The organism is Rothia nasimurium (assembly GCF_004569295.1).
GTDB classification, from domain to species: domain Bacteria; phylum Actinomycetota; class Actinomycetes; order Actinomycetales; family Micrococcaceae; genus Rothia; species Rothia nasimurium_B.
This window is the reverse complement of record NZ_SPQC01000027.1, coordinates 15,353-39,592: the sequence shown is the minus strand read 5'-3', so window position 1 is coordinate 39,592 and position 24,240 is coordinate 15,353. Positions and strand designations below refer to the sequence as shown.

General features: G+C 58.8%; 23 protein-coding genes and 1 pseudogene. 18 read left to right on the top strand and 6 right to left on the bottom strand.

Translation table 11 applies throughout. The annotated features are described in order from the left end of the window. The first annotated feature begins 40 nt into the window (after window positions 1-40). The 14 genes from rlmN (at window position 41) to E4U03_RS08185 (ending at window position 13,295) form a co-directional block, all read left to right on the top strand. Window positions 41-1,222, top strand: coding sequence for a 23S rRNA (adenine(2503)-C(2))-methyltransferase RlmN (rlmN, locus tag E4U03_RS08250; RefSeq protein ID WP_135013067.1), 1,182 nt, complete (start codon window positions 41-43; stop codon window positions 1,220-1,222). A gap of 335 nt (window positions 1,223-1,557) precedes the next feature. Next, on the top strand, window positions 1,558-1,779 hold the full coding sequence (gene infA, locus E4U03_RS08245; RefSeq protein ID WP_083090737.1) for a translation initiation factor IF-1: 222 nt from the start codon (window positions 1,558-1,560) through the stop codon (window positions 1,777-1,779). Between the two features lie 143 nt (window positions 1,780-1,922). Continuing rightward, window positions 1,923-2,036 carry a 50S ribosomal protein L36 gene (gene rpmJ / locus E4U03_RS08240; RefSeq protein WP_004005257.1) on the top strand — a complete coding sequence of 38 codons (114 nt, stop codon included), beginning with the start codon at window positions 1,923-1,925 and terminating at the stop codon, window positions 2,034-2,036. 160 nt (window positions 2,037-2,196) lie between these two features. Next, window positions 2,197-2,565 carry a 30S ribosomal protein S13 gene (rpsM, locus tag E4U03_RS08235; protein WP_083090738.1) on the top strand — a complete coding sequence of 123 codons (369 nt, stop codon included), beginning with the start codon at window positions 2,197-2,199 and terminating at the stop codon, window positions 2,563-2,565. 71 nt (window positions 2,566-2,636) lie between these two features. After that, on the top strand, window positions 2,637-3,041 hold the full coding sequence (gene rpsK, locus E4U03_RS08230) for a 30S ribosomal protein S11 (RefSeq protein ID WP_083090739.1): 405 nt from the start codon (window positions 2,637-2,639) through the stop codon (window positions 3,039-3,041). A gap of 146 nt (window positions 3,042-3,187) precedes the next feature. Beyond that, complete coding sequence (locus E4U03_RS08225; protein ID WP_135013066.1) at window positions 3,188-4,183, top strand: DNA-directed RNA polymerase subunit alpha; 996 nt, start codon at window positions 3,188-3,190, stop codon at window positions 4,181-4,183. A 98-nt stretch (window positions 4,184-4,281) separates the two neighbouring features. Next, on the top strand, window positions 4,282-4,962 hold the full coding sequence (gene rplQ, locus E4U03_RS08220; RefSeq protein ID WP_135013065.1) for a 50S ribosomal protein L17: 681 nt from the start codon (window positions 4,282-4,284) through the stop codon (window positions 4,960-4,962). Window positions 4,963-5,076: 114 nt separating this feature from the next. Continuing rightward, the gene (truA, locus tag E4U03_RS08215) at window positions 5,077-6,006 is read left to right on the top strand and encodes a tRNA pseudouridine(38-40) synthase TruA (protein WP_135013064.1); all 930 of its coding nucleotides are present in this window, start codon (window positions 5,077-5,079) and stop codon (window positions 6,004-6,006) included. A 290-nt stretch (window positions 6,007-6,296) separates the two neighbouring features. Beyond that, a complete protein-coding gene (gene rplM / locus E4U03_RS08210) occupies window positions 6,297-6,740 on the top strand; it encodes a 50S ribosomal protein L13 (protein ID WP_135013063.1) in 444 nt (147 codons plus the stop codon). Window positions 6,741-6,775: 35 nt separating this feature from the next. Next, on the top strand, window positions 6,776-7,264 hold the full coding sequence (gene rpsI, locus E4U03_RS08205; RefSeq protein ID WP_135013062.1) for a 30S ribosomal protein S9: 489 nt from the start codon (window positions 6,776-6,778) through the stop codon (window positions 7,262-7,264). 176 nt (window positions 7,265-7,440) lie between these two features. After that, window positions 7,441-8,526 carry a polyphosphate kinase 2 gene (ppk2, locus tag E4U03_RS08200; protein WP_135013061.1) on the top strand — a complete coding sequence of 362 codons (1,086 nt, stop codon included), beginning with the start codon at window positions 7,441-7,443 and terminating at the stop codon, window positions 8,524-8,526. Between the two features lie 25 nt (window positions 8,527-8,551). Further along, window positions 8,552-9,907, top strand: coding sequence for a phosphoglucosamine mutase (gene glmM, locus E4U03_RS08195; protein WP_135013060.1), 1,356 nt, complete (start codon window positions 8,552-8,554; stop codon window positions 9,905-9,907). A gap of 254 nt (window positions 9,908-10,161) precedes the next feature. Beyond that, window positions 10,162-12,135, top strand: a complete 1,974-nt coding sequence (locus tag E4U03_RS08190; RefSeq protein WP_135013059.1) for a PTS mannitol transporter subunit IICBA — start codon at window positions 10,162-10,164, stop codon at window positions 12,133-12,135. Between the two features lie 2 nt (window positions 12,136-12,137). Next, window positions 12,138-13,295: a mannitol-1-phosphate 5-dehydrogenase gene (locus E4U03_RS08185; protein WP_135013058.1), complete on the top strand. Its 1,158-nt coding sequence runs from the start codon at window positions 12,138-12,140 to the stop codon at window positions 13,293-13,295. A 72-nt stretch (window positions 13,296-13,367) separates the two neighbouring features. On the opposite strand, the gene mscL is transcribed toward E4U03_RS08185, so the two are convergent. The 3 genes from mscL to coaA all read right to left on the bottom strand — a co-directional run bounded on the left by mscL (window position 13,368) and on the right by coaA (window position 15,661). Further along, the gene (gene mscL / locus E4U03_RS08180) at window positions 13,368-13,745 is read right to left on the bottom strand and encodes a large conductance mechanosensitive channel protein MscL (protein WP_135013057.1); all 378 of its coding nucleotides are present in this window, start codon (window positions 13,743-13,745) and stop codon (window positions 13,368-13,370) included. Between the two features lie 159 nt (window positions 13,746-13,904). Beyond that, window positions 13,905-14,654 carry a M15 family metallopeptidase gene (locus E4U03_RS08175; protein WP_228066027.1) on the bottom strand — a complete coding sequence of 250 codons (750 nt, stop codon included), beginning with the start codon at window positions 14,652-14,654 and terminating at the stop codon, window positions 13,905-13,907. 50 nt (window positions 14,655-14,704) lie between these two features. Beyond that, window positions 14,705-15,661: a type I pantothenate kinase gene (gene coaA, locus E4U03_RS08170; protein WP_135013055.1), complete on the bottom strand. Its 957-nt coding sequence runs from the start codon at window positions 15,659-15,661 to the stop codon at window positions 14,705-14,707. A gap of 127 nt (window positions 15,662-15,788) precedes the next feature. Here coaA and glmS point away from each other — a divergent pair, with 127 nt between their 5' ends. The 3 genes and pseudogenes from glmS (at window position 15,789) to E4U03_RS08155 (ending at window position 19,167) form a co-directional block, all read left to right on the top strand. Continuing rightward, entirely contained in the window at window positions 15,789-17,672 is a 1,884-nt protein-coding gene (glmS, locus tag E4U03_RS08165) for a glutamine--fructose-6-phosphate transaminase (isomerizing) (RefSeq protein WP_135013054.1), read from the top strand. Between the two features lie 131 nt (window positions 17,673-17,803). After that, window positions 17,804-18,148 (top strand): annotated as a pseudogene (locus tag E4U03_RS08160) (holo-ACP synthase); the annotation flags it as partial. Between the two features lie 95 nt (window positions 18,149-18,243). Further along, window positions 18,244-19,167, top strand: a complete 924-nt coding sequence (locus tag E4U03_RS08155; RefSeq protein ID WP_135013052.1) for an ADP-dependent NAD(P)H-hydrate dehydratase — start codon at window positions 18,244-18,246, stop codon at window positions 19,165-19,167. Between the two features lie 56 nt (window positions 19,168-19,223). On the opposite strand, the gene E4U03_RS08150 is transcribed toward E4U03_RS08155, so the two are convergent. The 3 genes from E4U03_RS08150 to E4U03_RS08140 form a co-directional block, all read right to left on the bottom strand. Beyond that, a complete protein-coding gene (locus tag E4U03_RS08150; protein WP_245207698.1) occupies window positions 19,224-20,696 on the bottom strand; it encodes a sugar transferase in 1,473 nt (490 codons plus the stop codon). Between the two features lie 175 nt (window positions 20,697-20,871). Continuing rightward, the gene (locus tag E4U03_RS08145; RefSeq protein ID WP_135013051.1) at window positions 20,872-21,648 is read right to left on the bottom strand and encodes a phosphatase; all 777 of its coding nucleotides are present in this window, start codon (window positions 21,646-21,648) and stop codon (window positions 20,872-20,874) included. 10 nt (window positions 21,649-21,658) lie between these two features. Continuing rightward, complete coding sequence (locus tag E4U03_RS08140; protein WP_245207697.1) at window positions 21,659-22,864, bottom strand: glycosyltransferase; 1,206 nt, start codon at window positions 22,862-22,864, stop codon at window positions 21,659-21,661. A 116-nt stretch (window positions 22,865-22,980) separates the two neighbouring features. Between E4U03_RS08140 and alr the strand changes: the two genes are divergently transcribed. Further along, entirely contained in the window at window positions 22,981-24,240 is a 1,260-nt protein-coding gene (gene alr / locus E4U03_RS08135; RefSeq protein WP_245207696.1) for an alanine racemase, read from the top strand.

Sequence of the window (24,240 nt, the reverse complement as noted above, 5' to 3'; positions counted from 1 at the left end):
CCCCCAGCGTCCGCCCCGCATCGCACCGAAAGCAACAGTCATGACCGAAACCACCAGCGTCCCCCTGGAAATCTCCAGTGCCCGCCCCGAACCCGGCCAGATCATCCTCAAAGCCCCCCGCTGCGGCAAACCCCCGCGCCACATCGCAGACTTCGACATGGCTGGCCGCCGCGCCTTCCTCGAAGAACTCGGCTACAAGCCCTTCCGAGCCGCCCAGCTCTCCAAACACTACTTCGAACGCCTCGTCAACGACCCGGCCCAAATGACCGACCTGCCCGCAGCAGAACGCGAAAAAATGGTCGCCGACGCCATGCCCCAGCTGCTCACCACAGTCCGCACCCTCGAAGCCGACGGCGGCGACACCCTCAAAGTCGTCCACCGCCTCTTCGACGGAGCCCTCGTCGAATCCGTCATCATGCGCTACGACAACCGCGTCACCATGTGCATCTCATCCCAGGCCGGCTGCGGCATGAACTGCCCCTTCTGCGCCACCGGCCAGCAGGGCCTCACTCGCAACCTCTCCACCGCCGAAATCGTCGAACAGGTCATCGCAGGCGCCCGCTACCTCAAAGACATGAAAGGCCTCGAACAAGCCGAAGGCGGCTCCGAAGACACCCGCCCCCTGCGCGTCTCCAACATCGTCTTCATGGGCATGGGCGAAGCCCTCGCCAACTACAAAGCCACCATGGGAGCCGTACACCGCCTCATCGACCCCGCCCCCGAAGGACTCGGCATCTCAGCCCGCGGCATCACCATGTCCACCGTCGGCCTCGTCCCCGGCATCCGCAAATTCGAATTAGAAAAACTCCCCATCACCCTAGCCCTCTCCCTCCACGCCCCCGACGACGAACTCCGCGACGAACTCATCCCCATCAACCAGCGCTGGAAAGTCGACGAAACCCTCGACGCCGCCTACGACTACTACCGCACCACCGGCCGCCGTATCTCCATCGAATACGCCCTCATCCGCGACATCAACGACCAGGGCTGGCGCGCCGACCTCCTCGGCAAAAAACTCGCCTCCCGCGGCCGCGGCTGGGTACACGTCAACCCCATCCCGCTCAACCCCACCCCTGGCTCAAAATGGACAGCATCCCGCAAGGGCGTCGAACAAAACTTCGTCGAACGCCTGCGCGCCCACGGCATCCCCACCACCGTACGCGATACCCGTGGAAGTGACATCGACGGTGCATGTGGCCAGCTTGCTGCCAAGGAAGACTAAACGAAATACGCAGGGCAGGACGCTCCTTAGCCGACTAACCTTCTTGACCTCGCGCTGGGGCGCTCGGCCAATTCATGCTAGACCCAGCCAGTCGGCTGCCGGAGCGTCCTGCCCCTGCGCTTAAGCCCCGGACCTTAATGTGAAGCTCGCTATGTTTTGCGAAAACCATTAACATTCCGGGGCTTTTGCCGTATATTAGTTTGTTGGTTGTCTGTGCCATGCGTTTAGTGCGCAAGCGGAGCGGTACCCGAACCCGGGAGAACGCACCGAACACAGAAAAAACACTACCAAGAGCCCCCAAGACACCTTGGGAGCACGAAAGTAAAGCGGAGGATATGGCCAAGAAAGACGGCGTCATCGAGATTGAAGGTACCGTGGTCGAAGCACTGCCCAACGCATCATTCCGCGTTGAGCTGGACAACGGACACAAAGTACTTGCACACATCTCAGGCAAGATGCGTCAGCACTACATTCGAATCCTGCCTGAGGACCGAGTAGTAGTCGAGCTCAGCCCCTACGACCTCTCACGCGGTCGTATCGTCTACCGCTACAAGTAAACACAAGCATCAAACGTCGCTAAGCAGCGGCGTTTACGCCGTGTAAAAGGGGTAAACAGTTCTCCCACCGGCTAGCCGGACACAGAACCTCTTACCCCGCCCGTCCAAAAGCATTAGCTGAAACATCAACGCAAAGGAATGCGATGAAGGTCAAGCCGAGCGTTAAGCCGATCTGCGACAAGTGCAAAGTGATCCGCCGTCACGGTGTGGTCATGGTGATCTGCGAAAACCCGCGCCACAAGCAGCGTCAGGGCTAATCACTAGCCAACGTTGACAAGACCACCCCACCCGGTGGCACAACAGAAAATGGCACCGCTCCTGCCCACAAAAGCAGGATACCTCCGGGCACAGAGGCCGGGGACCGGGACAACCGGGCAGTGATGTCACAGACCTCTGCGAAAACAAGGAGAACGCCCCATGGCACGTCTCGCTGGAGTCGATATTCCCCGCGAAAAGCGCGTGGAAATTGCTCTTACTTACATCTACGGCGTGGGCAAGACCCGTGCAAAAGAAGCGCTTGCTGCAACCGGTGTTGACCCCAACACCCGCGTCAAGGACCTTGACGATACCCAGCTCGTAGCACTTCGTGACTTCATCGAAGGCAACTACAAGGTTGAAGGTGACCTTCGCCGCGAGGTTGCTGCCGACATCCGCCGCAAGGTAGAAATCGGTAGCTACCAGGGTCTGCGTCACCGCCGTGGCCTTCCCGTACACGGCCAGCGCACCAAGACCAACGCACGTACCCGCAAGGGCCCGAAGCGTACCGTCGCAGGTAAGAAGAAGTAAACAGTGTTGCCTCAGTCTTGCACATCGCGTAAGACCAACACTTCAACCAAAACTTTGTAGGAGAATCAAAAATGCCTCCCAAGACTCGCGCAGCGGCCAAGCGTACCGGCCGCCGCAAGGTTTCCAAGAACATTGTTGCCGGTCAGGCACACATCAAGTCAACCTTCAACAACACCATCGTTTCAATCACTGATCCCTCTGGTGCTGTTATTTCCTGGTCATCCGCCGGCGAAATGGGCTTCAAGGGTTCACGTAAGTCAACCCCCTACGCAGCTCAGATGGCCGCTGAGACCGCTGCAAAGCGCGCTCAGGAACACGGTGTCCGCAAGGTAGACGTTTTCGTCAAGGGCCCCGGCCCCGGCCGCGAAACCGCTATCCGCTCACTCCAGGCCACCGGCCTCGAAGTTGGCTCCATCCAGGACGTCACCCCCGTTGCCCACAACGGCTGCCGTCCTCCGAAGCGCCGCCACGTCTAAGCCCCACCGGCTAGACGCGTCCCGAACATCGGGCGACCCGCAACCCACCGGCTGCAGGTCAATGAACAGACTGCTTCGTCTGCTTCCTCACTCGTTTTTCCCAACCTGTGAGCTCATATAGCGGATGCTCACCGAAAGGAAACATAGTGCTCATTGCACAGCGCCCCATCCTGCGTGAAGAACACGTATCGGAAAACCGTTCACGCTTCACCATCGAGCCCCTCGAACCCGGCTTCGGCTACACCCTGGGTAACTCCCTCCGCCGCACCCTTCTCTCATCCATCCCCGGTGCCGCTGTAACCAGCATCCGCATCGACGGCGTGCTACACGAATTCAGCACTGTAGAAGGTGTGACCGAGGACGTCACCGAGATTATCTTGAACATCAAGAAGCTCTCCATCTCATCAGAGAACGACGAACCCGTCATCGCCTACCTGCGCAAGCAGGGCGAAGGTGAACTCACCGCAGGCGACATCGAGGTGCCCGCAGGCGTCGAGATCCACAACCCGGACCTCCACATCGCAACCCTCAACAACCGCGCAAACTTCAACGCAGAACTGACCATCGAACGCGGCCGCGGCTACGTCTCGGCAGCACAGAACAAGTCAGGTGACGCAGAAATCGGCCGTATCCCGGTCGACTCCATCTACTCACCCGTCCTCAAGGTCACCTTCCGCGTCAGCGCAACCCGTGTTGAGCAGCGCACCGACTTCGACTCCCTCACCCTGGACGTCGAAACCAAGGAAGCAATTGCTCCCCGCGACGCAGTCGCATCAGCAGGCAACACCCTCGTTGAGCTCTTCGGCCTCGCCCGCGAACTCAACACCGCCGCTGAAGGTATCGAGGTTGGCCCGTCACCCGCTGACGAGTCAATGGCCGCAGACCTGGCTCTGCCCATCGAAGACCTGGACATGACCGTCCGCTCCTACAACTGCCTCAAGCGTGAAGGCATCCACACCGTGGGTGAACTCGTGACCCGCAGCGAAGCAGACCTCATGGACATCCGCAACTTCGGTGCCAAGTCCATCGACGAAGTCAAGGCAAAGCTCACCGAGCTCGGCCTGTCCCTCAAGGACTCACCCGCCGGAATGGACCTCTCAGCCCGCCTGCAGGACGACGACAGCTACGGCAGCGACTACTAAGACACCGGCAGTCAACGCTTCCACGCGTTACACCAGTCAAACATCTTTGGTTCCCCTGCCGTGAGGCAGTAAGGAACGGCAAACCAGGAGAATAAATTATGCCTACTCCCACTAAGGGTCCCCGCCTCGGCGGATCACCGACCCACGAGCGCATCATGCTGAACAACCTGTCTCAGCAGCTCTTCGAGCACAAGCGCATCACCACCACCGTTACCAAGGCAAAGCGTCTGCGCCCCGTCGCCGAGCGTCTGATCACCTTCGCAAAGAAGGGCGACCTCAACGCACGCCGCCGCGTCCTGCGCTCCATCGGTAACAAGACCGTAGTCCACGAGCTCTTCACCGTCATTGCCCCCGCAATGGCAGAGCGCCCCGGTGGCTACACCCGCATCACCAAGATCGGTAACCGCAAGGGCGACAACGCCCCCATGGCAGTTATCGAACTGGTCATGGAGCCCGTTGCAACCGCAGCAGCTGTTTCCGAAGCTACCAAGGTAGCAGAGACCGCAGCACCCGCAGCAGAAGAGACCAAGGTAGCAGCACCCGCAGCAGCTGAGTCCTCAGACCTGCCCGCAGGCGCACACGCAGCAACCGAGAACGGCGAAGCTCCCGAGGGCTTCGAAATCAAGGGCAACGCTGACTCCATGAAGTACCACGTACCCGGCTCACGCTGGTACGCAAACACCCAGGCTGAAATCTGGTTCGACACCAAGGAATCAGCTGAAGCAGCAGGTTACGCACCTGCCGGTGGTGCAGCAGCACAGACCATCTCCGAAGACTAATTCTTTAGTCACCGGTAGATAAAAGGCGGCTCTTCCCCTCACACGGGGGAGAGCCGCCTTTGTTCGTAGCGGGTAAAGTGGAGTGAGCCTGTACCCCGCCTTCTAAGGAGAGCCATGACCGAAACCCCCGAGCAGCTATACGAGCCCCGCGTACGCGTGCGCCTTGATTTTGCCTACGACGGTGGCCCCTTCGCAGGCTGGGCCAAGCAGCCGGGGCTTATCACCGTCCAGGGAGTCCTCGAAGAAGCCCTGGCCCTTATCTTCCGCCGCCCCATCTACACTACGGTAGCCGGACGGACCGACGCCGGCGTCCACGCCCTGCACCAGGTGGTGCACTTTGACCTTGCCAAGGACGCCTGGGAGCAGCTACCTGGGCGTAGCCAGGACGCACCGGAGTCCGCACTGCGCCGTAAATTGCGCGGAGCACTCAGCAGAGCTCTGGCAGATGCTGAGGCAGAGCTGGGAATACCATCCCGTCTACAGGGCTATATGCAGCGAGCGATCACGGTCAGTAGTTGCCAGGAAGCCCCGGCTGATTTCGATGCCCGCTTCTCGGCTCTGGAACGCTCCTATCGTTACCTGCTTGAAGACGGGCAAGAAGAGAAGGGCAGCAGTCCTCTGAACCGGCAGATCGCCTGGCAAATCAACCCCGTACTGGATATAGATTTAATGAACCGTGCTGCCCAGAACCTGATGGGACTCAACGACTTCCTTTCCTTCTGCAAGCCCCGCGAAGGCTCTACCACGATTCGCGAGTTGCGCGAACTTCGGTTTGAGCGGCGGAGGGACGGCCTCATTGAAGCAAACATCAAGGCAGACGCCTTCTGCCACAATATGGTGCGAACCCTCATCGCCTCACTGGTGACGGTGGGGGAGGGGAAAAAGGACGAAGCCTGGCTTATCTCCCGCATCGAAGAGCCCGTACGAGACTCCCAGGTGCGTCTAGCTGCCCCGCGCGGTCTGGCCCTAGCCACTATCACCTACCCCGAGGCGTCCGGCTACGCAGCCCAAAGCGAGAAAGCCCGAAACCTGCGAACCCTCTAAATCACAAACCTGTGATTTAAACGTGAGGTCGGTCAAAACCCCGTCTTTATAGGGTTAAGCCCTGGATTAAGAGACTTAAACTCTGTATAGTTTCATACGTTGTGCGTATACCGCCCTCATTTCGTACCCTGTTCTTCGGTCTAGTTGCAGGACAATAACGGGGAACAAGAGGTCTGAGGAAATCGGTACCGCAGATGCGTTTGGCCCTCACTCAAACCCTGCGAAAACGCACCTATGTAAACCAGCGCGATACCCAACTAGCGCTACAAGAAACGAGAAAAGGCGAAATTTTGCGCACTTACACTCCGAAGTCAGGCGACAACAACCGCCAGTGGCACATCATCGATGCCTCTGATGTTGTTCTCGGCCGTCTCGCAAGCCAGACCGCAATCCTGCTGCGCGGCAAGCACAAGCCCACCTTCGCACCCCACGTTGACATGGGTGACTCCGTCATCATCATCAACGCTGAAAAGGTTGCACTGACCGGTGCCAAGCTTGAGCAGAAGCGTGCCTACCGCCACTCCGGTTACCCCGGTGGTCTGAAGTCAGTCAACTACGCCGAACTGCTGGAAACCAACCCCGTTCGCGCCGTAGAAAAGGCTGTTAAGGGCATGCTCCCCAAGAACAAGCTGGCTGCCCAGCAGCTCAAGAACCTCAAGGTTTACGCAGGTTCCGAGCACCCCCACGCAGCTCAGCAGCCCAAGACCTACGAATTCACCCAGGTTGCCCAGTAATTCGGGCCTACGAAAGAACTATTAAAGGAGACATCGTGGCTCAGAACGAAGAGTACACCACCGAAGAAGAGCTCACCAGCTACACTTCCGAGTCCTCAGCACCCGTTGCTGAAAAGGCTGCCCGCCCCGCACTGACCGTTGGTGGTCAGGCTGTTGGTCGTCGCAAGGAAGCCGTTGCCCGCGTCCGCTTGGTACCCGGTACCGGCAAGTGGACCGTTAATGGTCGCGAGCTCGACAACTACTTCCCCAACAAGCTGCACCAGCAGGAAGTCAACGACCCCTTCAAGCTGCTTGAACTCGAAGGCGCCTACGACGTCTTCGCACGCATCTCAGGTGGCGGCCCCTCCGGCCAGGCCGGCGCTCTGCGTCTTGGCGTTGCTCGTGCCCTGAACGAGATCGACGCTGAGAACAACCGCCCCGCCCTGAAGAAGGCAGGCTTCCTGACCCGCGACGCTCGTGTTATCGAGCGTAAGAAGGCTGGTCTTAAGAAAGCACGCAAGGCTTCACAGTTCTCAAAGCGCTAAGCTACGATTACTGGGCCTGCAGCTCAGGCTTATTGTCAAACGCCCCATTTCTCTTCGCAGAGAAATGGGGCGTTTGCCGTATTTTCGCTTAGGGTCAAAAGACGTGTAACAGTGGGGTGTCTCACGTCTTGCATCTAGAATAGATGTGGAACATACGCACGAGAGAAAGGGTGCCCATGGCATCTTCGAACACCACTCGCACCTCACGCTCTACCAAGGCCGCAGGCAAGGACGCCACTACCGAGCTAGAAACTCCCAGCACCGAAGCTGTGGAACAGGACGCCCCCCAGCAGGTTACCGACCCCAAGAAGGAGGCTGTGAAAGCGGCCCTCACCAAGGAGACCCGCCGCATATCGGTCGTAGAGGACTACAGCGCAGAGCTCGATGAAATTTCATCTCTGACCAAGAAACTCAGCGGTGACGGCGAGAAATCGGATGCATGGAAGGCCGGCTATCCCTACGACAAGAAACTTTCCCGCAAGGAATACGAGAAGGAAAAGCGAGCCCTGCAGATTGAGCTCCTCAAACTCCAGCTCTGGGTCAAAGAAACCGGCCAGAAGGTTTTGATTATTTTTGAGGGCCGGGATGCAGCGGGTAAGGGCGGCGCCATCAAGCGTTTTATGGAACACCTCAACCCCCGCGGTGCCCGCGTCGTTGCGCTGGAAAAGCCCACCGACGTTGAGCAAACCCAGTGGTATTTCCAGCGCTACATTCAGCACCTGCCCTCCGGCGGCGAAATCGTGCTCATGGACCGTTCCTGGTACAACCGAGCAGGTGTCGAGCGCGTCATGGGCTACTGCACCTCCCAGCAGTACTACGAATTCATGCGTGAGGTCCCCGAGCTAGAGCGCATGCTGGTTAACTCCGGCGTCAAACTCATTAAGTTCTGGTTCTCCGTTACCCGTGCAGAACAGCTGGCCCGCTTCAACTCCCGCCGTACTGACCCTGTGCGCCAGTGGAAGCTATCGCCTACCGACCTTGCTTCCCTGGATAAGTGGGACGATTACACGGCAGCTAAAGAGGCCATGTTCTTCTACACCGACACCGGCGATGCCCCCTGGGCCGTTGTGAAGTCTAACGACAAGAAGCGCGCCCGCCTCGAAGCCATGCGCCACGTGCTCAACCAGTTCGACTACCCCGATAAGGACCACGCCCTGGTCGGTTCCACCGACCCGCTGATTGTGGGCAAAGGATCGGACGTTCTCGATGACGATGTGCCCGAAAACCCAGAAGGTTTCCCCGTCCTACGCGAAGAAAAATAGAACTGAGCGCGTAGAATAATCAGTAATGTCTAGATTATTCGGAACCGACGGTGTTCGCGGCCTCGCTAACGAAGTGATTACTCCTGCTCTTGCTATGGAGCTTGCGCAGGCCGCATCCATCGTCCTTGGGTTCAATACGGTTAAAGAAGGTGTCCGCCCCAAGGCTGTTATCGCCCATGACTCCCGTATCTCGGGTGAATTCATTGGCGCGGCAATGACCGCAGGCTTCGCAGCATCAGGCGTTGACGTGCTCGACGCGGGTATGGTGCCCACCCCCGCCGCAGCCTACCTGGTGGCAAGCACAGAAGCCGACTTCGGCGTCATGATTTCTGCTTCCCATAACGCGGCTGAAGACAACGGAATTAAGTTCCTGGCTCGCGGGGGTAAGAAGCTGGATGATGCGATTGAGGACGCCATCGAGGCCCTCTACCGCTCCAAGGACTTCCGTTACCCCACCCACGGTGAGGTGGGGCGCGTCCGTCCGCTTACTGATGGTGAAGACCGCTACGTCACACATCTGGTCTCAACCATGCCAGAGCACCGCCGCCTCAACGGCCTCAAGGTTGTACTGGACTGTGCTAACGGCGCCTCATCCGGAGTTTCTCCCGATGCCTTCCGCACCCTGGGGGCCAAGGTGTTTGTGATTGGTGCTGAACCCGATGGCATTAACATCAATGACGGTGTGGGCTCAACCCACCCCGAAAAGCTTCAGGAAGCGGTCGTCCGCCACAGCGCTGACCTGGGCATTGCCCACGACGGCGACGCCGACCGCTGTATGGCTGTCGACGAGCAGGGCAACCTGGTAGATGGCGATCAGATTATGTCGATTCTGGCGCTGTCGATGAAGGAATCAGGAACCCTCAAAGACGACACCCTGGTCGCCACCGTCATGTCTTCACTGGGCCTAGAAATCTTCCTCAAGGAACACGGCATCAAGCTAGAGCGCACCGCTGTGGGCGACCGCTACGTGCTGGAATCCATGAATAAGAACGGCTTTAACCTGGGTGGCGAGCAGTCGGGCCACGTGATTATGTCGGACCATGCCACCACCGGTGACGGCGTGCTCACCGGCCTGCATCTGGCTGCTGAAATGGCCCGTACCGGCCTGCCCCTCTCTGAGCTGGCTAACCGCATGCAGGCGACCCCCCAGAAGCTGATTAACGTCAAGGGCGTTGACCGCGCTGGCGTAGCCAGCTGCGTACCCCTGCAAGAAGCGATTAAGGACGCCGAAGCCCAGCTGGGCGATACCGGTCGAGTTCTGCTTCGCCCCTCGGGTACCGAACCCCTGGTGCGCGTCATGGTTGAAGCTGAAACCCAGGAGGCTGCAGATGCAACCGCCCAGGCTCTAGCCGACATTGTGGCTCGTGAACTGGCTATCTAAGGTAGCCCCCCCTCTTAGCCTCTGCCGGGCCCTGTTTTCCCTCACCGGGGGAGCGGGGCCCGGCTTTTTGTTACCCTAGCCTAAACTTGTCTAACAGGTGTGAGAAACTGGTCAATTTTTCCTGTAGGTAGCAGCCTGGCAGAGAGGTAGACTAAAGACACTCAGCTCTCTGACCCGCCAGCGCTGGTGGGAAAAAGAGGGCTTTTTATGTAGAACCACACTCCTTGTGAAAACGCATTCCTAAGAAGGACTCTATGGCAGAGACACAGTCACCCAGCCTGCGCGTACGCGTGCAGAAGTTTGGCACCTTCCTTTCGAGCATGATTATGCCGAATATCGGTGCCCTTATCGCGTGGGGTATCATCACCGCGCTCTTTATCCCTAAGGGCCTCGTGCCCATGTACATTCCGAGCCTGGCAGGTTTCAGCGAATACGTAGCAACCATGGTTGGCCCTATGGTGACCTACCTACTTCCGATCCTGATTGCCTACACCGGCGGTAAGCTCATCTACGACCACCGCGGTGGCGTGATTGGTGCAACCGCTACCATGGGCGTCATCATGGGTACCAGTGCCGAAATTTTCATCGGCGAAGCTGGCGGCTCACCTATGTTCCTGGGCGCTATGATTATGGGCCCCCTGGCCGCCTGGTGCATGAAGAAGCTAGACGGCCTCTGGGACGGCAAAATTAAGCCCGGCTTCGAGATGCTGGTTAACAACTTCTCTGCCGGTATCTTTGCTGTTATCGCAGCAATGGGCTCTATGTTCCTGCTGACTCCCGTCATGCGAGCCTTCTCCGCGGGCGCTGAAGCAGCTGTCGACTGGCTGGTTTCCACCGGCCTGCTGCCGCTGACCGCCCTGCTGATTGAACCGGCTAAGGTCCTCTTCCTCAACAACGCCATTAACCACGGCATTATCACCCCGCTGGGTACCGCCCAGGCCCTGGAACAGGGCAAGTCCATTCTCTACCTGCTTGAAGCTAACCCCGGCCCCGGGCTGGGTATCCTGCTGGCCTACTGCTTCTTCGGCCGTGGCTCAGCTAAGGCAACTGCACCCGGTGCAGCCCTGATTCACTTCTTCGGCGGTATTCACGAAATCTACTTCCCCTACGTGCTCATGAAGCCCCAGATGATTCTTGCCACCATCGCCGGTGGTATGGCCGGTACCTTCACCTTCATGACCCTCAATGTAGGCCTGACTTCAGCGTCCGCCCCCGGCTCCATCATCGCTATCACCGCTGTTGCGGCTCCCGGCGACCTGTTCAAGATTTACCTGGGTGTACTCGTTGCCACCGCCGTTTCCTTCCTGGTGGCTGCTCCCATCCTCAAGTTCTCCAAGAACAGCGAGGACGACCTCGAAGCAGCAGCAGCCAAGATGCAGGAGATGAAGGGCAAGAAGTCTTCTGTCGCCGGTGCCTTCGCTACCGCCGATAAGAACCGTGAAATCCGCTCCATCGTCTTTGCCTGCGACGCCGGTATGGGTTCCTCTGCGATGGGTGCTTCGGTGCTGCGCAACAAGATTAAGGACGCCGGGTTCGGCGACCGCGTCACCGTGGTGAACTCCGCAATCAACAACCTCAAGGACGAATACGACCTGCTGGTCTCCCATCAGGACCTGGCAGACCGCGCCGCCGCTCCCACCCCCAGCGCTGTTCACGTTGCTGTCGACAACTTCATGAACTCACCCCGCTACGACGAAATCGTAGAGATGATCCGCCAGCAGCAGACCGGCAACCAGGCAACTGCTGAAGCACCGGCGTCCGCAGCACCCGCTACAACCGCAACCGCTGTGGCCACCGAAGAACAGGTGCTGACCGCATCGACCATCGTGCTCGACGCCAGCGCCACCGACCGCGACGACGCCATCAACCAGGCAGGTGCCCTGCTGGTTGCTACCGGCAAGGTCGATGAGAGCTACGTAGCTGCTATGCACGAACGCGAAGCATCAGTCTCCACCTACATGGGCAACGGCCTGGCTATTCCCCACGGCACCAACGAAGCTAAGGACGCCATCCACAGCTCCGCTATGTCCTTCGTCCGTCTGAGCGAACCGGTGGAATGGAACGGTAAGCCCGTTAACTTCGTTATCGGTATCGCTGGTGCAGGCGGCACCCACCTGGAACTGCTGCAGAAGATCGCCAAGACCTTCTCCAACAAGGCAGCCGTAACCCAGCTGGAAGAAGCCTGTACCGCCCAGGAAATCCTGGATATCTTTGGAAAGGTTCAGTAACCGTGAAAAAAGCAGTCCACTTTGGCGCTGGCAATATTGGCCGCGGCTTTGTAGGCGTCATCCTGAACGAAGCCGGCTACGAGCTGGTGTTCTCAGACGTCGCTGCCCTGCTTATTGATGCCCTCAATGAGCAAGAGAGCTACACCGTCCATGAGGTAGGCCATGACCCCAAGGACATCACCATCACCGGCTTCCGCGGCATCAACTCGGCAGAGAATCCTCAGGCGCTCGCCGAGGAAATCGCTACCGCCGATGTGGTAACCACCGCTGTTGGCCCCACCATTCTCAAGTTTGTTGCCGTTAATATCGCTGAGGGTCTTAAGCTCCGCGCTGAGCAGGGAACAGGTCCGAAGGTCGCTGTGATGGCCTGCGAAAACGCTATCAACGCAACTGACGCGCTGGCTGAAGAAGTCCGCAAGCACTACCCGGCAGCAGACGATGTCGCTATCTTTGCTAACACCGCAGTTGACCGCATCGTGCCGAACCAGGCTCCCGGCCAGGGGCTCGACGTTACCGTAGAAAACTACTACGAGTGGGCTGTAGAAACCGGCCCCTTCGGCGACGATGTTCCCCAGATTCCCGGGGCGACCTGGGTTGAAGACCTTGCCCCCTACATTACTCGTAAGCTCTTCACCGTTAACACCGGCCATGCTACCACCGCCTACTTTGGCCAGCAGGCGGGCATCTCCAAGCTCTCCGAGGCCCTTGAAGTTCCCGAGATTCGTGCCAAGGTCGAAGCGACCCTGGCCGAGACCAAGGACCTGATTGTGCGTAAGTTTGGCTTCGAGCCCGAGGTGCAGCAGGCCTACGTCGAGAAGATTCTGGGACGCTTCGCTAACCCCGACCTGCCCGACACCACCGAGCGTGTAGGCCGTTCACCGCTGCGAAAGATCTCCCGCAACGAGCGCTTCATTGGACCCGCCGCTGAGCTCGCTGAGCTGGGCCGCCCCACCGAAGCCCTGCTGGCGACCGTCGGTGCCCTACTGGAATTCGATGTGGCTGAAGACCCCGAGTCGGTAGAACTGCAGGCCCTGCTTGCTGGCGTCCGCGCAGGTGACCAGACCGCTGAAGAGGTAACCGAACGCCTCACCGGCCTAGCTGCTGACCACCCCCTCTACCCGGGCGTCCTTGCCCTGGTGAAGGAACGCACCGCAGCATAAAGCCCCAGAAGGCATAGGGAAGGCCCCGGTAGCTAGTTACCGGGGCCTTCCCTATATGAATGGATAGAAAAATTACTTGACGGTCAGAGCGTCACGGATTTCCTTGAGAAGAGCAACCTGGGGATCCTCTTCCTCAACCTCTTCTTCGAGATCAAGCTTGGCAGCACGACGCTCATTGAACTTGTTGATGGGCATAACAATGCAGAAGTACAGAGCTGCTGCGACCAGTAGGAAGTTGACGACTGCGGTCAGGAAGACACCAACCTTGATCTGACCAAAGACGAAGAACTCGTCGAAGGTGGGGGAGCCAACCAGCATTGAGATGGCGGGCATCAGGATGGAGCCAACGAGGGCAGTAACAACTGCGGTGAAGGCGGTACCGATGATCATACCGACTGCGAGGTCGATGACGTTACCGCGGGTGATGAAATCTTTAAAACCACTAAGCATGAGTTCAAGAATAGCGGTTTCTGCCAGCGGTGAACACCAATCTGAGCTGAAATTTTCGCTGTAAACCAGTGGGTTTACTCATAGGTTGGGGTGGGCTATCGGCCTATATCAAAAATTTGTAGGTTACCAACCGGCAACCCCTTACTCGGTACCCGTTTCTTAGTAGGTGGGGGCGGCCCCTGTACCCCAGAAATCTTCTAGCGTTTCAAACCCGGATTCCTTCAGCGCGGTGGCTTCATCAACACCGATATAGCGCAAATGCCAGGACTCATACCAGTAGCCGGTGGTTTCGTGATGCCACCAGGGGTAGCGCACCACAAAGCCATAGCGGTGGGCGTTCTCGGCTACCCACAGGGCAGCTGCCGTGTCCTTGAAGCAGGGCTGGAGGTTGCAGGCGCCACCGGTTCCGATATCGAGGGCAAGACCCGTTTGATGCTCTGAATAACCGGGGCGGGCAGAAGCCACATCTGCCTGATCTGTACCGTACTGGGCAGCCCAGCTGGCGTAGGTTCCCTGCTGAGCCTCATACGACCGGTAGCCGCTGAGGGCCACCATGGGGGCACCAGCTGCCGAGGCGTCAGCAAACATGTGATGTGCTGCTTCTGCTGCCTCGGCGCGAAGCAGGACGGAGCCAAGCGGCTGTAGATCATCGGGTGCGTAGGTAAGAGGAGAGAGAGGATTGTGCTTATTGACGAGAACCGTCATCGATGAGGCCGACTCAATATCGGCAGGACGGCGTGTGGCAGCCTGGCTAGGGGCAGCTGACTCAGCGCTCGCGCTAGAAGAAGGTGGTGCGCTCGAAGAAGCTACCTGCTGAGGGGTAGAAGCCGCCACTGAGCTGGCAGACGACGGGGCAGCGTCCAGTTCAGTGGGCGTGCTCTGACCGCAGGCAGCCAGCGACAGGGCCATGAGGCTACCCGCTAAAGCCAATGAAAAGTGTGAAAGATAAGAGCGCATACCTAGTTCTTTCGTAACAGAACCTTACGAATCTTGTGATCATGGGACTTCTTCAAGATCAGTCGGGCTCGCCCACGTGTGGGGCGCACATTCTCTCGCAGGTTAGGTTCGTTGATAGAGCGCCAAATGCTCAAAGCCAGCTCAACCGCTGCGTCCTCTGATAAGTCGGCATACCGTTTGAAGTAGGAGTTGGGGTTGGTAAAAGCTGACCGTTGCAGCTTCAAAAACCGCTGCACATACCAGTGTTCGATAACCCGGGTGGAAGCATCAACGTAGATAGAGAAATCAAAGAAGTCAGCCAGGCTCAGCGCCGAGCTTTTCTCGCTATCAAGCTTGGCCGGGGCCAACACATTCAGGCCCTCCACAATCAGAACGTCGGGGCTGGTAACCTCAATGCACTCACCCTCTACGATGTCGTAGTAGAGGTGGGAATACTTAGGGGCGGTGACAAGAGGAGCCCCCGATTTGACTTCGGACACAAACCGCAGGAGGCCCCGGCGGTCGTAGGATTCTGGAAAACCCTTGCGCCCCATAAGCCCCCGGCGTTCTAACTCGGCATTGGGGTAGAGGAAGCCATCGGTTGTCACCAGCTGGACGTTCGGGGTCGAGGGCCAGCGCCGGAGAAGCTCCTGCAGGACGCGGGCGGTAGTGGACTTGCCGACAGCTACTGACCCTGCCACACCGATAATAAAAGGGACTTTCTGGCCTTGAAGGCCTAAAAAGTCATTCGTCATGTGGTTAGCGCTCGCGGTTGCATTGACGTAGAGGTTGAGCAGTCGAGAAATAGGAAGATAAACCTGAGCCACCTCATCTAGGTCAATGGTCTCGCCCAGACCGCGAAGCTGCTGTAGTTCGTCCTCCGTCAGCGGAACCGAGATCTCGCTAGCGAGACGCGACCAGGTGTCCCGGTCTAGCTCGGTAAAAGGAGAGTATTTAGAAGAAAGCGCAGACATGCTCATTCACATCAGTCTAGAGGTCGGAAGAAAGAGCACCTAATATGACAGAGGTCTATAGAGAGGCAACAGGTTGCGACACTGTGGCGAAGACTGCAGTGGGTCAGCGAATTCTTAGATGTAAGATGAAGGCATGTGTGGAATCGTAGGATACGTAAGTCTCGGCACTGCCGCAGACGGTAAGAAATTTGACCATACCGCATACGATGTGGTTCTCGAAGGTCTGCGCCGCCAGGAATACCGCGGCTATGACTCAGCCGGTGTTGCCCTCATTGGTGATAACGGCATCGAATTCCGTAAGAAGTCAGGCAAGCTTGTTAACCTCGAAGCTGAAGTAGAAGCCAACCCGCTGCCTGCTACCACTATCGGTATTGGTCACACCCGCTGGGCTACCCACGGTGGCCCCACCGATAACAATGCTCACCCGCACGTTGTCGACAACGGCCGCCTGGCAGTTGTACACAACGGCATCATCGAAAACTTCGCAGAGCTGCGTGCAGAACTGATTGAAGAAGGATGCGAGTTCAAGTCACAGACCGACACCGAAATTGCTGCTAACCTGATTGCCTCCATCTACAACAAGCTGGAAAGCAAGGACCTCACCGAAGCCGTCCGCCAGGCATCAAATCGCCTTGAAGGCGCCTTCACCATCCTGGTCACCCACGTTGACCACCCCGATCGTGTCGTCGCAACCCGTCGCAACTCACCCCTGGTTATTGGCCTGGGCGAAAACGAAAACTTCCTGGGCTCAGACGTTTCTGGCTTCATCGACTACACCAAGAAGGCAGTCGAAATGGGCCAGGATCAGATCGTTACCATCACCGGTAGCGACTACTCCATTATCGACTTCGAAGGCTTCCCTGCCAACGGCAAGGAATTCACCATCGAGTGGGACGCCGCTGCTGTTGAAAAGGGCGGCTTCGACTCCTTCATGGAGAAGGAAATCCACGAACAGCCCGCAGCCGTACGCGATACCCTTCTGGGCCGTCTGGACGAAAAGGGTAACCTGACCCTCGACGAACTTAAGATTGACGACGCCACCCTGCGTTCCATCAACAAGATCATCGTTGTCGCCTGTGGTACCGCTGCCTACGCTGGCCAGGTAGCCCGCTACGCTATCGAGCACTGGTGCCGCATCCCCACCGAGGTCGAGCTGGCCCACGAGTTCCGCTACCGCGACCCCATCGTAGATGAGAAGACCCTGGTTGTGGCCCTCTCCCAGTCCGGCGAAACCATGGACACCCTCATGGCAGTGCGCCACGCCCAGGAACAGGGCGCCAAGGTCGTTTCAATCTGTAACACCAACGGTTCAACCCTGCCCCGTGAATCCGATGCAGCTCTCTACACCCACGCGGGCCCCGAGATTGCAGTTGCATCCACCAAGGCCTTCCTCTCACAGATCGCTGCTGCCTACCTGCTCGGCCTCTACCTGGCCCAGCTGCGCGGCAACATGTACAAGGATGAAATCCGTACCATCCTTGAAGAACTGCAGAAGATGCCCGAAAAGATTCAGGCCGTTATCGACAACCAACAGCAAGTCAAGGACCTCGGCACCTCTATGAAGGACGCCAAGTCCGTGCTCTTCCTGGGCCGCCACGTTGGCTTCCCCGTAGCGATGGAAGGCGCCCTGAAGCTCAAGGAAATTGCCTACCTGCACGCCGAAGGCTTCGCAGCGGGCGAGCTCAAGCACGGCCCCATCGCCCTGGTGGAAGAAGGCCAGCCCATCTTCGTCATCGTCCCCTCACCCAACGGTCGCGACTCCCTGCACTCCAAGGTTGTTTCTAACATCCAGGAAGTCCGCGCTCGCGGTGCAGTGACCATCGTTATTGCAGAAGAGGGCGATACCGCTGTTGAGGAACACGCAGATCACATCATCCGCATCTCCGCCTCACCCAGCCTGCTCCAGCCCCTGCTGTCCACCGTGCCCCTGCAGATCTTTGCATGCTCTGTGGCTCACGCTAAGGGCTACGACGTTGACCAGCCCCGTAACCTGGCTAAGTCAGTAACCGTCGAGTAAATGCTCTTTACACAAGAGAGATAGGAACCCCGTATCCGGTAGGGTGCGGGGTTCGCTCTTTAAACTGCTAGGCGGGGCCGTAGAATGGGCAGAAGAAAGACAGAGCTAGCAGGAGCGATAAGGAGGAACCTATGATTATTGGTACCGGTACTGACGTGGTCAATATAGATCGGTTCGCTGAGCTCTTAGAAGGTACCCCAGCTCTACGGGAGCGACTCTTTGTGCTGGGGGAACGGGAGCTGCCCGTCCGCTCCCTAGCTGCCCGCTTTGCGGCTAAGGAGGCCGCTGCTAAGGCCCTGCGGGCCCCTGCGGGTTTGAACTGGCAGGATTGCTGGGTGGAGAAGGACGCGGATGGCGCCCCCTACCTGGTCGTGGAAGGGACGGTTGCCCGGCGAGCTGCTGAACTAGGGATTAACCGCTGGCACCTCACGATGAGCCATGATGAACCTATAGCTACCGCAACTGTTATAGCAGAGCACCTGAGCGACAGCGACCTGCTGACCCTGCTGCGTTTAGATCCCTCTGCCCGGGGGGTTACTGTTAGCTTGCCCGGTAGAAGAGGGGAACTAGAGTGGCTAGTGCCAAAGAATTGACCCACAGGGACGTCGAACAATATGTTACTTCCCCTACTTCTTCCTCCCATAAGTACACCCGCGGGGTGTTAGGCCTGCTGACCGGGAGCGATACCTACCCAGGCGCTGCCCTCATGTCTGCTCGAGCTGCCGTCAATACCGGGGTTGGTATGGTGCGGTTTGCTGGAACGTCCTCCCTGAACTTCCAGGTACAGCTGGCCGTGCCTGAAGCTGTGTGCAGCGTAGGCGAAGCCGAGAACCTACACGTGGATGCCTGGGCCCTTGGCTCAGGCATCGCCGGCGAAGCGCGAGAAGCTGAAGCCCTGGCCGTCCTTGCAGGAGGGCAGCCGGCTGTTATTGACGCAGGGGCGATATCCCTAGCTGCCCGGCTGGTAGCTGACGGGCTAGAGTTGACGGCACACCATATTCTGACGCCTCATGCCGGCGAGCTGGTCGATGCCCTGACCTGGATTTTTGCCTTGGCACCGTCCGCGCTCCATGCTGTGGACCCCGGACTAACAGAGCCACCTGGCCGGGAGCAGGTTGAAGCTGACCCGTACCGCTTTGCCCGCCTACTGGCTCAGGCAACGGGGGCAACTGTTCTGCTTAAGGGCGGTGTGACCATCTTCGCCGCACCCACCGGTGAGTTCTTGCAGAGCACAAGTAAGAACCACTGGCTGGCCACCGCCGGTAGCGGGGACACCCTCACCGGTATTCTGGGGGCTCTTCTTGCCCGCTATCAGGCAGAAGAATCCGCCCCTGGTGCCCTCTCAGCTGACTATGCAAGGCTAGCGGGGGCCGTCGTCCGGGTCCATCAGCTAGCAGCAGGCCTGGTACATGGAACAGGGATTTCTGGCCCGACCCCACCTACCCTGGTGGCCCAGAAGATTCCAGAGGCCGTTGCCATATTCCTTGAGCGGTAGAGCCTATACCAAAGGCCGGTTACCCTAACGGTAACCGGCCTTCTTGCATACGAGTTCTAGTAGGCGCCGTCCTTGGCGAAGACCGCGCGGACGGTACGGAAGAGAATGACGATATCGCTCATAACCGACCAGTTCTCAACATAGTAGAGGTCTAGGCGAATAGACTCTTCCCATGAGAGATTCGAGCGGCCAGAGACCTGCCAGAGGCCGGTAATGCCGGGCTTGACCAGCAGGCGGCGGTAGGCGTCCTCTTCGTACTGCTCAACCTCGGAAGGCAGCGGGGGGCGGGGGCCCACCAGTGACATATCGCCGACAAAGACGTTCCAGAGCTGGGGAAGTTCATCGATGGAGTACTTGCGGATGAACTTGCCGATTTTAGTGATACGGGGGTCGTCTGCCATCTTAAAGAGCACCCCGTTACCCTCGTTCTGATCCATGAGTTCCTTCTTGAGCTCTTCGGCGTTGGTCACCATGGAGCGGAACTTAATCATGTGGAAGGGAGTGCCGCGGTAGCCGACGCGTTCCTGTAAGAAGAAGATGGGGCCACCGTCCTTTTTGACCAGCAGGGCAACCGGAACCAGCAGGGGGGCCAGGAAAATCAGGCCCAGGCCCGAGGCTACAACATCGATAGCTCGCTTAATCAGGGCCTGCATGCCTTCGATGCGGGGAGTATGAACGTGAATTAGGGGCACACCGTTAAGGGGCTGGGTATGGATACGGGGGCCAGCGATATCGGTCATGGCAGGTGCCATGATGAGTGCGACGTGGGCGGCTGCCAGCGCCCAGCCCAGACGGCGCAGCTCTGTGGGGTTGAGACCATGGCCGGTGGAGACAGCTACCGCGTGAATATTGTTCTCACGGACTACCTTGAGGACCTCAGCTGCATCGGGTGAGTAGCCCAGAGTCGGGATAGCCCCCTCGGCGAGCTGGGTGCCGGGACGCGAACGGGGCAGGTAGGCTGCTACCGGCGAGAGGCCTGAGGTGCGGGCCCCCTGAAGGGTCTTGTAGAGGTGCTCGCCCGAGGCTGAGTCACCGATAATCATGACGCGGGAAAGTGCGCGCCCCTTATACCGCCAGTGAACGAGCCAGCGGCGGACGCCCCAGCGGGCACAGAGGAGTAGAACAATGCCGATGGGGTAGGCCAGCATAACGTAGGTGCGGGCAAAATCAATTTTGGTTAGGTAGGAGAAAATTGCGATAACCGCGAAGAAGTAGGTGGTCGCTTTCGTGACGAGCCGGTATTCAGCGACGCCATGGCCGAGGTAACGGATGTTGCGGCTATTGGCGATTGACAAGACAAAGAACCAAATCATGCCAAAAACGATGCCGGTTCCCACATACCCAAGCGGAAGGGGTATGCGGGATACAACTTCGGTGTTTTGGAAGCCGAAGCTGATGATATGAGACACCGCGATAGTTAGCGCAATTGCTAGAGCATCCGCTATATAAAGTGCAGCTTTAATCTTGGGATGCCAGGTGCGGCGGTTACGGGTTTCTGCCCACCGCTCCTCGATGTACTGTTCGTTCACTAGTGTGTATTCCCCTAAAGATGGTGCCTGCGCCGGGTGCGAGAGTGAGGTGGGCAGACCTGTACGATTAGGCTTTTAATACTACAGTGTCAGCTGGCTTAAGAGCAGTAGATATCCTGAAATATGCTTCACACTTTCAGCTGAAAGTAACTTGTTAGTGCTAGTCAGAGTGGTCTTAGCGAGTAAGTCCAGCTTCATGCAGGATAAAATCGATCACCGGTTCGTAGAGGTGCGGGGTGACGTTATCGTCCATGGGCACAGCAACGAGAATCTGTCCCTGTTCGGCGGAGACGAAAAGCCCGGGGTCATTGCAGTCGGCGATACCGATGGTGGGAATCTCGGCGGACGCCGCGTACCCGGCGAGTCCGTGATCGGCGATAACAAGATCGGGAGTAATTCCCCGTTCTTGAAGCTGGGCGAGCGCTAGCTGCATGGGGCCGGGGAAGTGGGTGTGCTGCAGGTTGCCGTACTGCTCGAACATGATGACGTCAAAGATTTGGCGGATATCGCCGTCAAGAAAGCGGTCGCCCTCCTCGATGGTTAGGACGGTCGCGCCGTGAGCTTTGGCCGCTGCTGCAAGGCGGGCGTAGATAGGGAAGAGGCCGGCGGGGTGGCCGGTGGCAAAAAGTAGGCTTTTGCCCGCCCGTACTGCGTCGCCGAAGATATGGGCGTATTCGGTGAGACCGTCGATACAGAGATCAGCGCTGATGGTGTCTTGGCCCTCCCTGTGATTGGGGTCGGAGCTGGTGCCGACCCTGTGCGCCATCAGCTCAAAGATGTCGTCGACGCTCCAGTCCCTGGTCCACTTCACGCCGAATTCTAGGTGCTCGTTGCCCTCAACAAAGCCCTGCATATGGGCGAGGTTGTTCTCACGGGCGGTTGCTACCTGCCCAGTGATACGCGAATTATCGAGGTAGGCTGCAAATTCTTGGCGGGTCATGGGAAAGGTCATGGGTTTCCTCCTAAGGGCGGGCAAGGGACTGATAGAGCTGAATAAGGGCTTGGGCTGTTGTCTGCCAGGTAAAGTCGTGGGCGCGCCGGGCCCCGGCCTGCCCCAAGGTGCGTCGAAGCTGCGGGTCTCTCACAAGCTGTTCGATGGCGTCCGCCCAGGCGGCGGGCGTCCGCTGAGCTACCAACAGACCGGTGATGCCGTCAGCTACTGCTTCCCTGAGCCCGTCTACCTTGCTGGCGAGCACCGGGGTGCCGCAGGCAGAGGCCTCCAGGGCAACCAGGCCAAAGGTTTCTGAGGACGAGGGGCAGGTAACGATATCGGCCTTTCGGAAAGCCTGAGCGAGGTCGGGGGCAGACATCGAGGGAAGTAGACGGACACGGTCGCCCAGCCCCAGCTCTTCTGCTCGGGTAGCGAGATCATGTTCATAGTTTGTGCCGGAGGTTCCAATGATATCGAGGGTAACGTCCAGCTCTCGCGGAAGCAGATCGAGGGCTTCAACCAGCAGATGAGGGCCCTTAAGGTGCTGGGGGCGGCCGGCAAAGACCAGGTGGGCTGCGCCGTCCTTCCCTTCATGAAGAGGGCAGACGCCCTCGCGAGGGGAGAAAACAGAAAGGTCAACGCCGGGGGCTACCGTCACCAGCTGGGATTCTTCTGCCCCGTAGAAGTTGCGCATCTGGGCAGCCTCATACTCTGTATTCACTACCAGGGCAGCGGCCCTACGTACCAGGGCTTGCTCACTGCGCAAACGCACCTCGGGTTCCGAGCGCTCGCCCTCACCCAACCTAGCGTTCTTAGCAGCTGCGGTGGTGTGCATCGTATGAACGAGCGGTACCTGCGGGTAAGCGGCAAGAGCCGCCAGGCCCGAGAGCCAGTAGTGGCTGTGAACCAGCTGGGGCGGACGCGACGCTATAGCTCGAACAGCCATAGCAAAGCCCGGAACCAGCTCAGGTAGGTCTTCCTTACGGGCTCCTTCAGCCTCAGGCAGATAGAGAGCGGTAACGGTAGCCCGCTCGTGATACCGTACCTGCCCAGCCTGCTGGCAGTCGGTCGCCAGCGTAAAAACTTCTACTGTCAGCTGCGGGTTGATCTCAAGAAGAGCCGCCAAAGACCGCTCAATATAGACGTTCATGCCGCCGGCATCACCTGACCCAGGCTGGGCCAGGGGGGAAGTATGCAGTGAAAAGATATGCAGGTGCAGCGGAAAAGAAAAACTCACGCCTCTACTCTACCCCTGCCACATCTGTCCACACCCTGTAGGCGTCAGCGCAGGTGCGCTACCGTGAAACTCAACTAAGCTAGAGAAGAAAAGACCCTACGCCCAAGGAGGACACCGTGCCTATCGACAGCCTCTACCGCGCCCACGGCTTCGTGCCCCTTGACGCACCCACAGATGCAGAACGCCTGGCCATCATCGACCTGGACGCCGTCGAACATAACGTCCGGCGCATCAAAACCCTCATCGGGCAGCGCGCCCTCATCGCCGTGGTCAAAGCGGACGCCTACGGGCACGGGGCTCTTGATGTAGCTCGGTCAGCGGTGGCGGCAGGAGCTGACTACCTGGGCGTCGTCCACGTCAAAGAAGCCCGCACCCTCCGCGCCGGTGGTGTTACAGCCCCCATTATCGCCTGGCTCCACACCCCCCGAACCGACTTTTCCCAAGCCCTGACAGACAACCTCGAGCTGGGCGTCTCAAGCACCTGGGAACTTAACGCCATCGCAAGCGCCCACCGTGACAGCGGGCAGCAAGAGCCCGTCAAGGTTCACCTCAAAGTAGATACCGGCCTCGGCCGTAACGGTGTGGCCATGGGCGAATTACCGGCGCTTGCAGCCGCCGCCCGCCAGCTTGAAGAGGACGGGGTGCTGCAGGTGGTCGGGGTCTTCTCCCACCTGGCAGTAGCCGATGAACCAGAGCGTACCGAAACAGCCGAACAGTCTCAGACCTTCGACCGGGCACTAGACATTCTGCGCTCTGCCGGTCTACACCCAACCCTGCGCCATCTTGCTAACACTCCCGCGACTTTCAGCGCGGCGTCCGTTGGTGCTGAAGAAGGTCTGCTGCGGGACGCCGTCCGCGTGGGTCTCGGTATCTACGGGCTTTCCCCCCTGCCCGGGCAGACCCCCGCTGATCTGGGGCTCAAACCGGTCATGCACCTGCAAACCTTCATCAACGCCGTCAAGGAAGTCCCCGCAGGCCAAGGTGTCTCCTACGGCCTCAACTACGTAACCGACAAACCCACGACCCTGGCCCTGGTACCGGTCGGTTATGCGGACGGCGTTCCCCGAGTCGCAACTGGCGGGCCAGTCCGTATTTACCCGGCATCCGGCCCCGCCCGAACCTACCGGGCAGTGGGCCGAATCGCCATGGACCAGCTGGTCGTAGACCTCGGTAAGCCCGGCCTGGCCGACTCCGCGGTCGGTTTCCTCGGCGCCCCCGCCGTCCTCTTCGGAACCGGCGATAACCCACCTGTCACCGACTGGGCAGAAGCCGCCGGAACCATCAACTACGAAATCGTCACCCGCATCTCCCCGCGCGTCACCCGCATCAGCGTCGGCGGATTCTGGCGCCAGCGCGATACCGACAGCGAGCAGTAA

Bases quoted from the DNA above. Each gene is read 5' to 3' on its own strand.
- mscL (WP_135013057.1), bottom strand. From the start codon at position 13,745: ATGCTTAGTGGTTTTAAAGATTTCATCACCCGCGGTAACGTCATCGAC.
- rlmN (WP_135013067.1), top strand. From the start codon at position 41: ATGACCGAAACCACCAGCGTCCCCCTGGAAATCTCCAGTGCCCGCCCC.
- E4U03_RS08175 (WP_228066027.1), bottom strand. From the start codon at position 14,654: ATGGCCCTGTCGCTGGCTGCCTGCGGTCAGAGCACGCCCACTGAACTG.
- E4U03_RS08190 (WP_135013059.1), top strand. From the start codon at position 10,162: ATGGCAGAGACACAGTCACCCAGCCTGCGCGTACGCGTGCAGAAGTTT.
- glmM (WP_135013060.1), top strand. From the start codon at position 8,552: ATGTCTAGATTATTCGGAACCGACGGTGTTCGCGGCCTCGCTAACGAA.
- coaA (WP_135013055.1), bottom strand. From the start codon at position 15,661: ATGAGCATGTCTGCGCTTTCTTCTAAATACTCTCCTTTTACCGAGCTA.
- rpsM (WP_083090738.1), top strand. From the start codon at position 2,197: ATGGCACGTCTCGCTGGAGTCGATATTCCCCGCGAAAAGCGCGTGGAA.
- ppk2 (WP_135013061.1), top strand. From the start codon at position 7,441: ATGGCATCTTCGAACACCACTCGCACCTCACGCTCTACCAAGGCCGCA.
- truA (WP_135013064.1), top strand. From the start codon at position 5,077: ATGACCGAAACCCCCGAGCAGCTATACGAGCCCCGCGTACGCGTGCGC.
- E4U03_RS08145 (WP_135013051.1), bottom strand. From the start codon at position 21,648: ATGACCTTTCCCATGACCCGCCAAGAATTTGCAGCCTACCTCGATAAT.
- rpmJ (WP_004005257.1), top strand. From the start codon at position 1,923: ATGAAGGTCAAGCCGAGCGTTAAGCCGATCTGCGACAAGTGCAAAGTG.
- rpsK (WP_083090739.1), top strand. From the start codon at position 2,637: ATGCCTCCCAAGACTCGCGCAGCGGCCAAGCGTACCGGCCGCCGCAAG.
- infA (WP_083090737.1), top strand. From the start codon at position 1,558: ATGGCCAAGAAAGACGGCGTCATCGAGATTGAAGGTACCGTGGTCGAA.
- rplQ (WP_135013065.1), top strand. From the start codon at position 4,282: ATGCCTACTCCCACTAAGGGTCCCCGCCTCGGCGGATCACCGACCCAC.
- glmS (WP_135013054.1), top strand. From the start codon at position 15,789: ATGTGTGGAATCGTAGGATACGTAAGTCTCGGCACTGCCGCAGACGGT.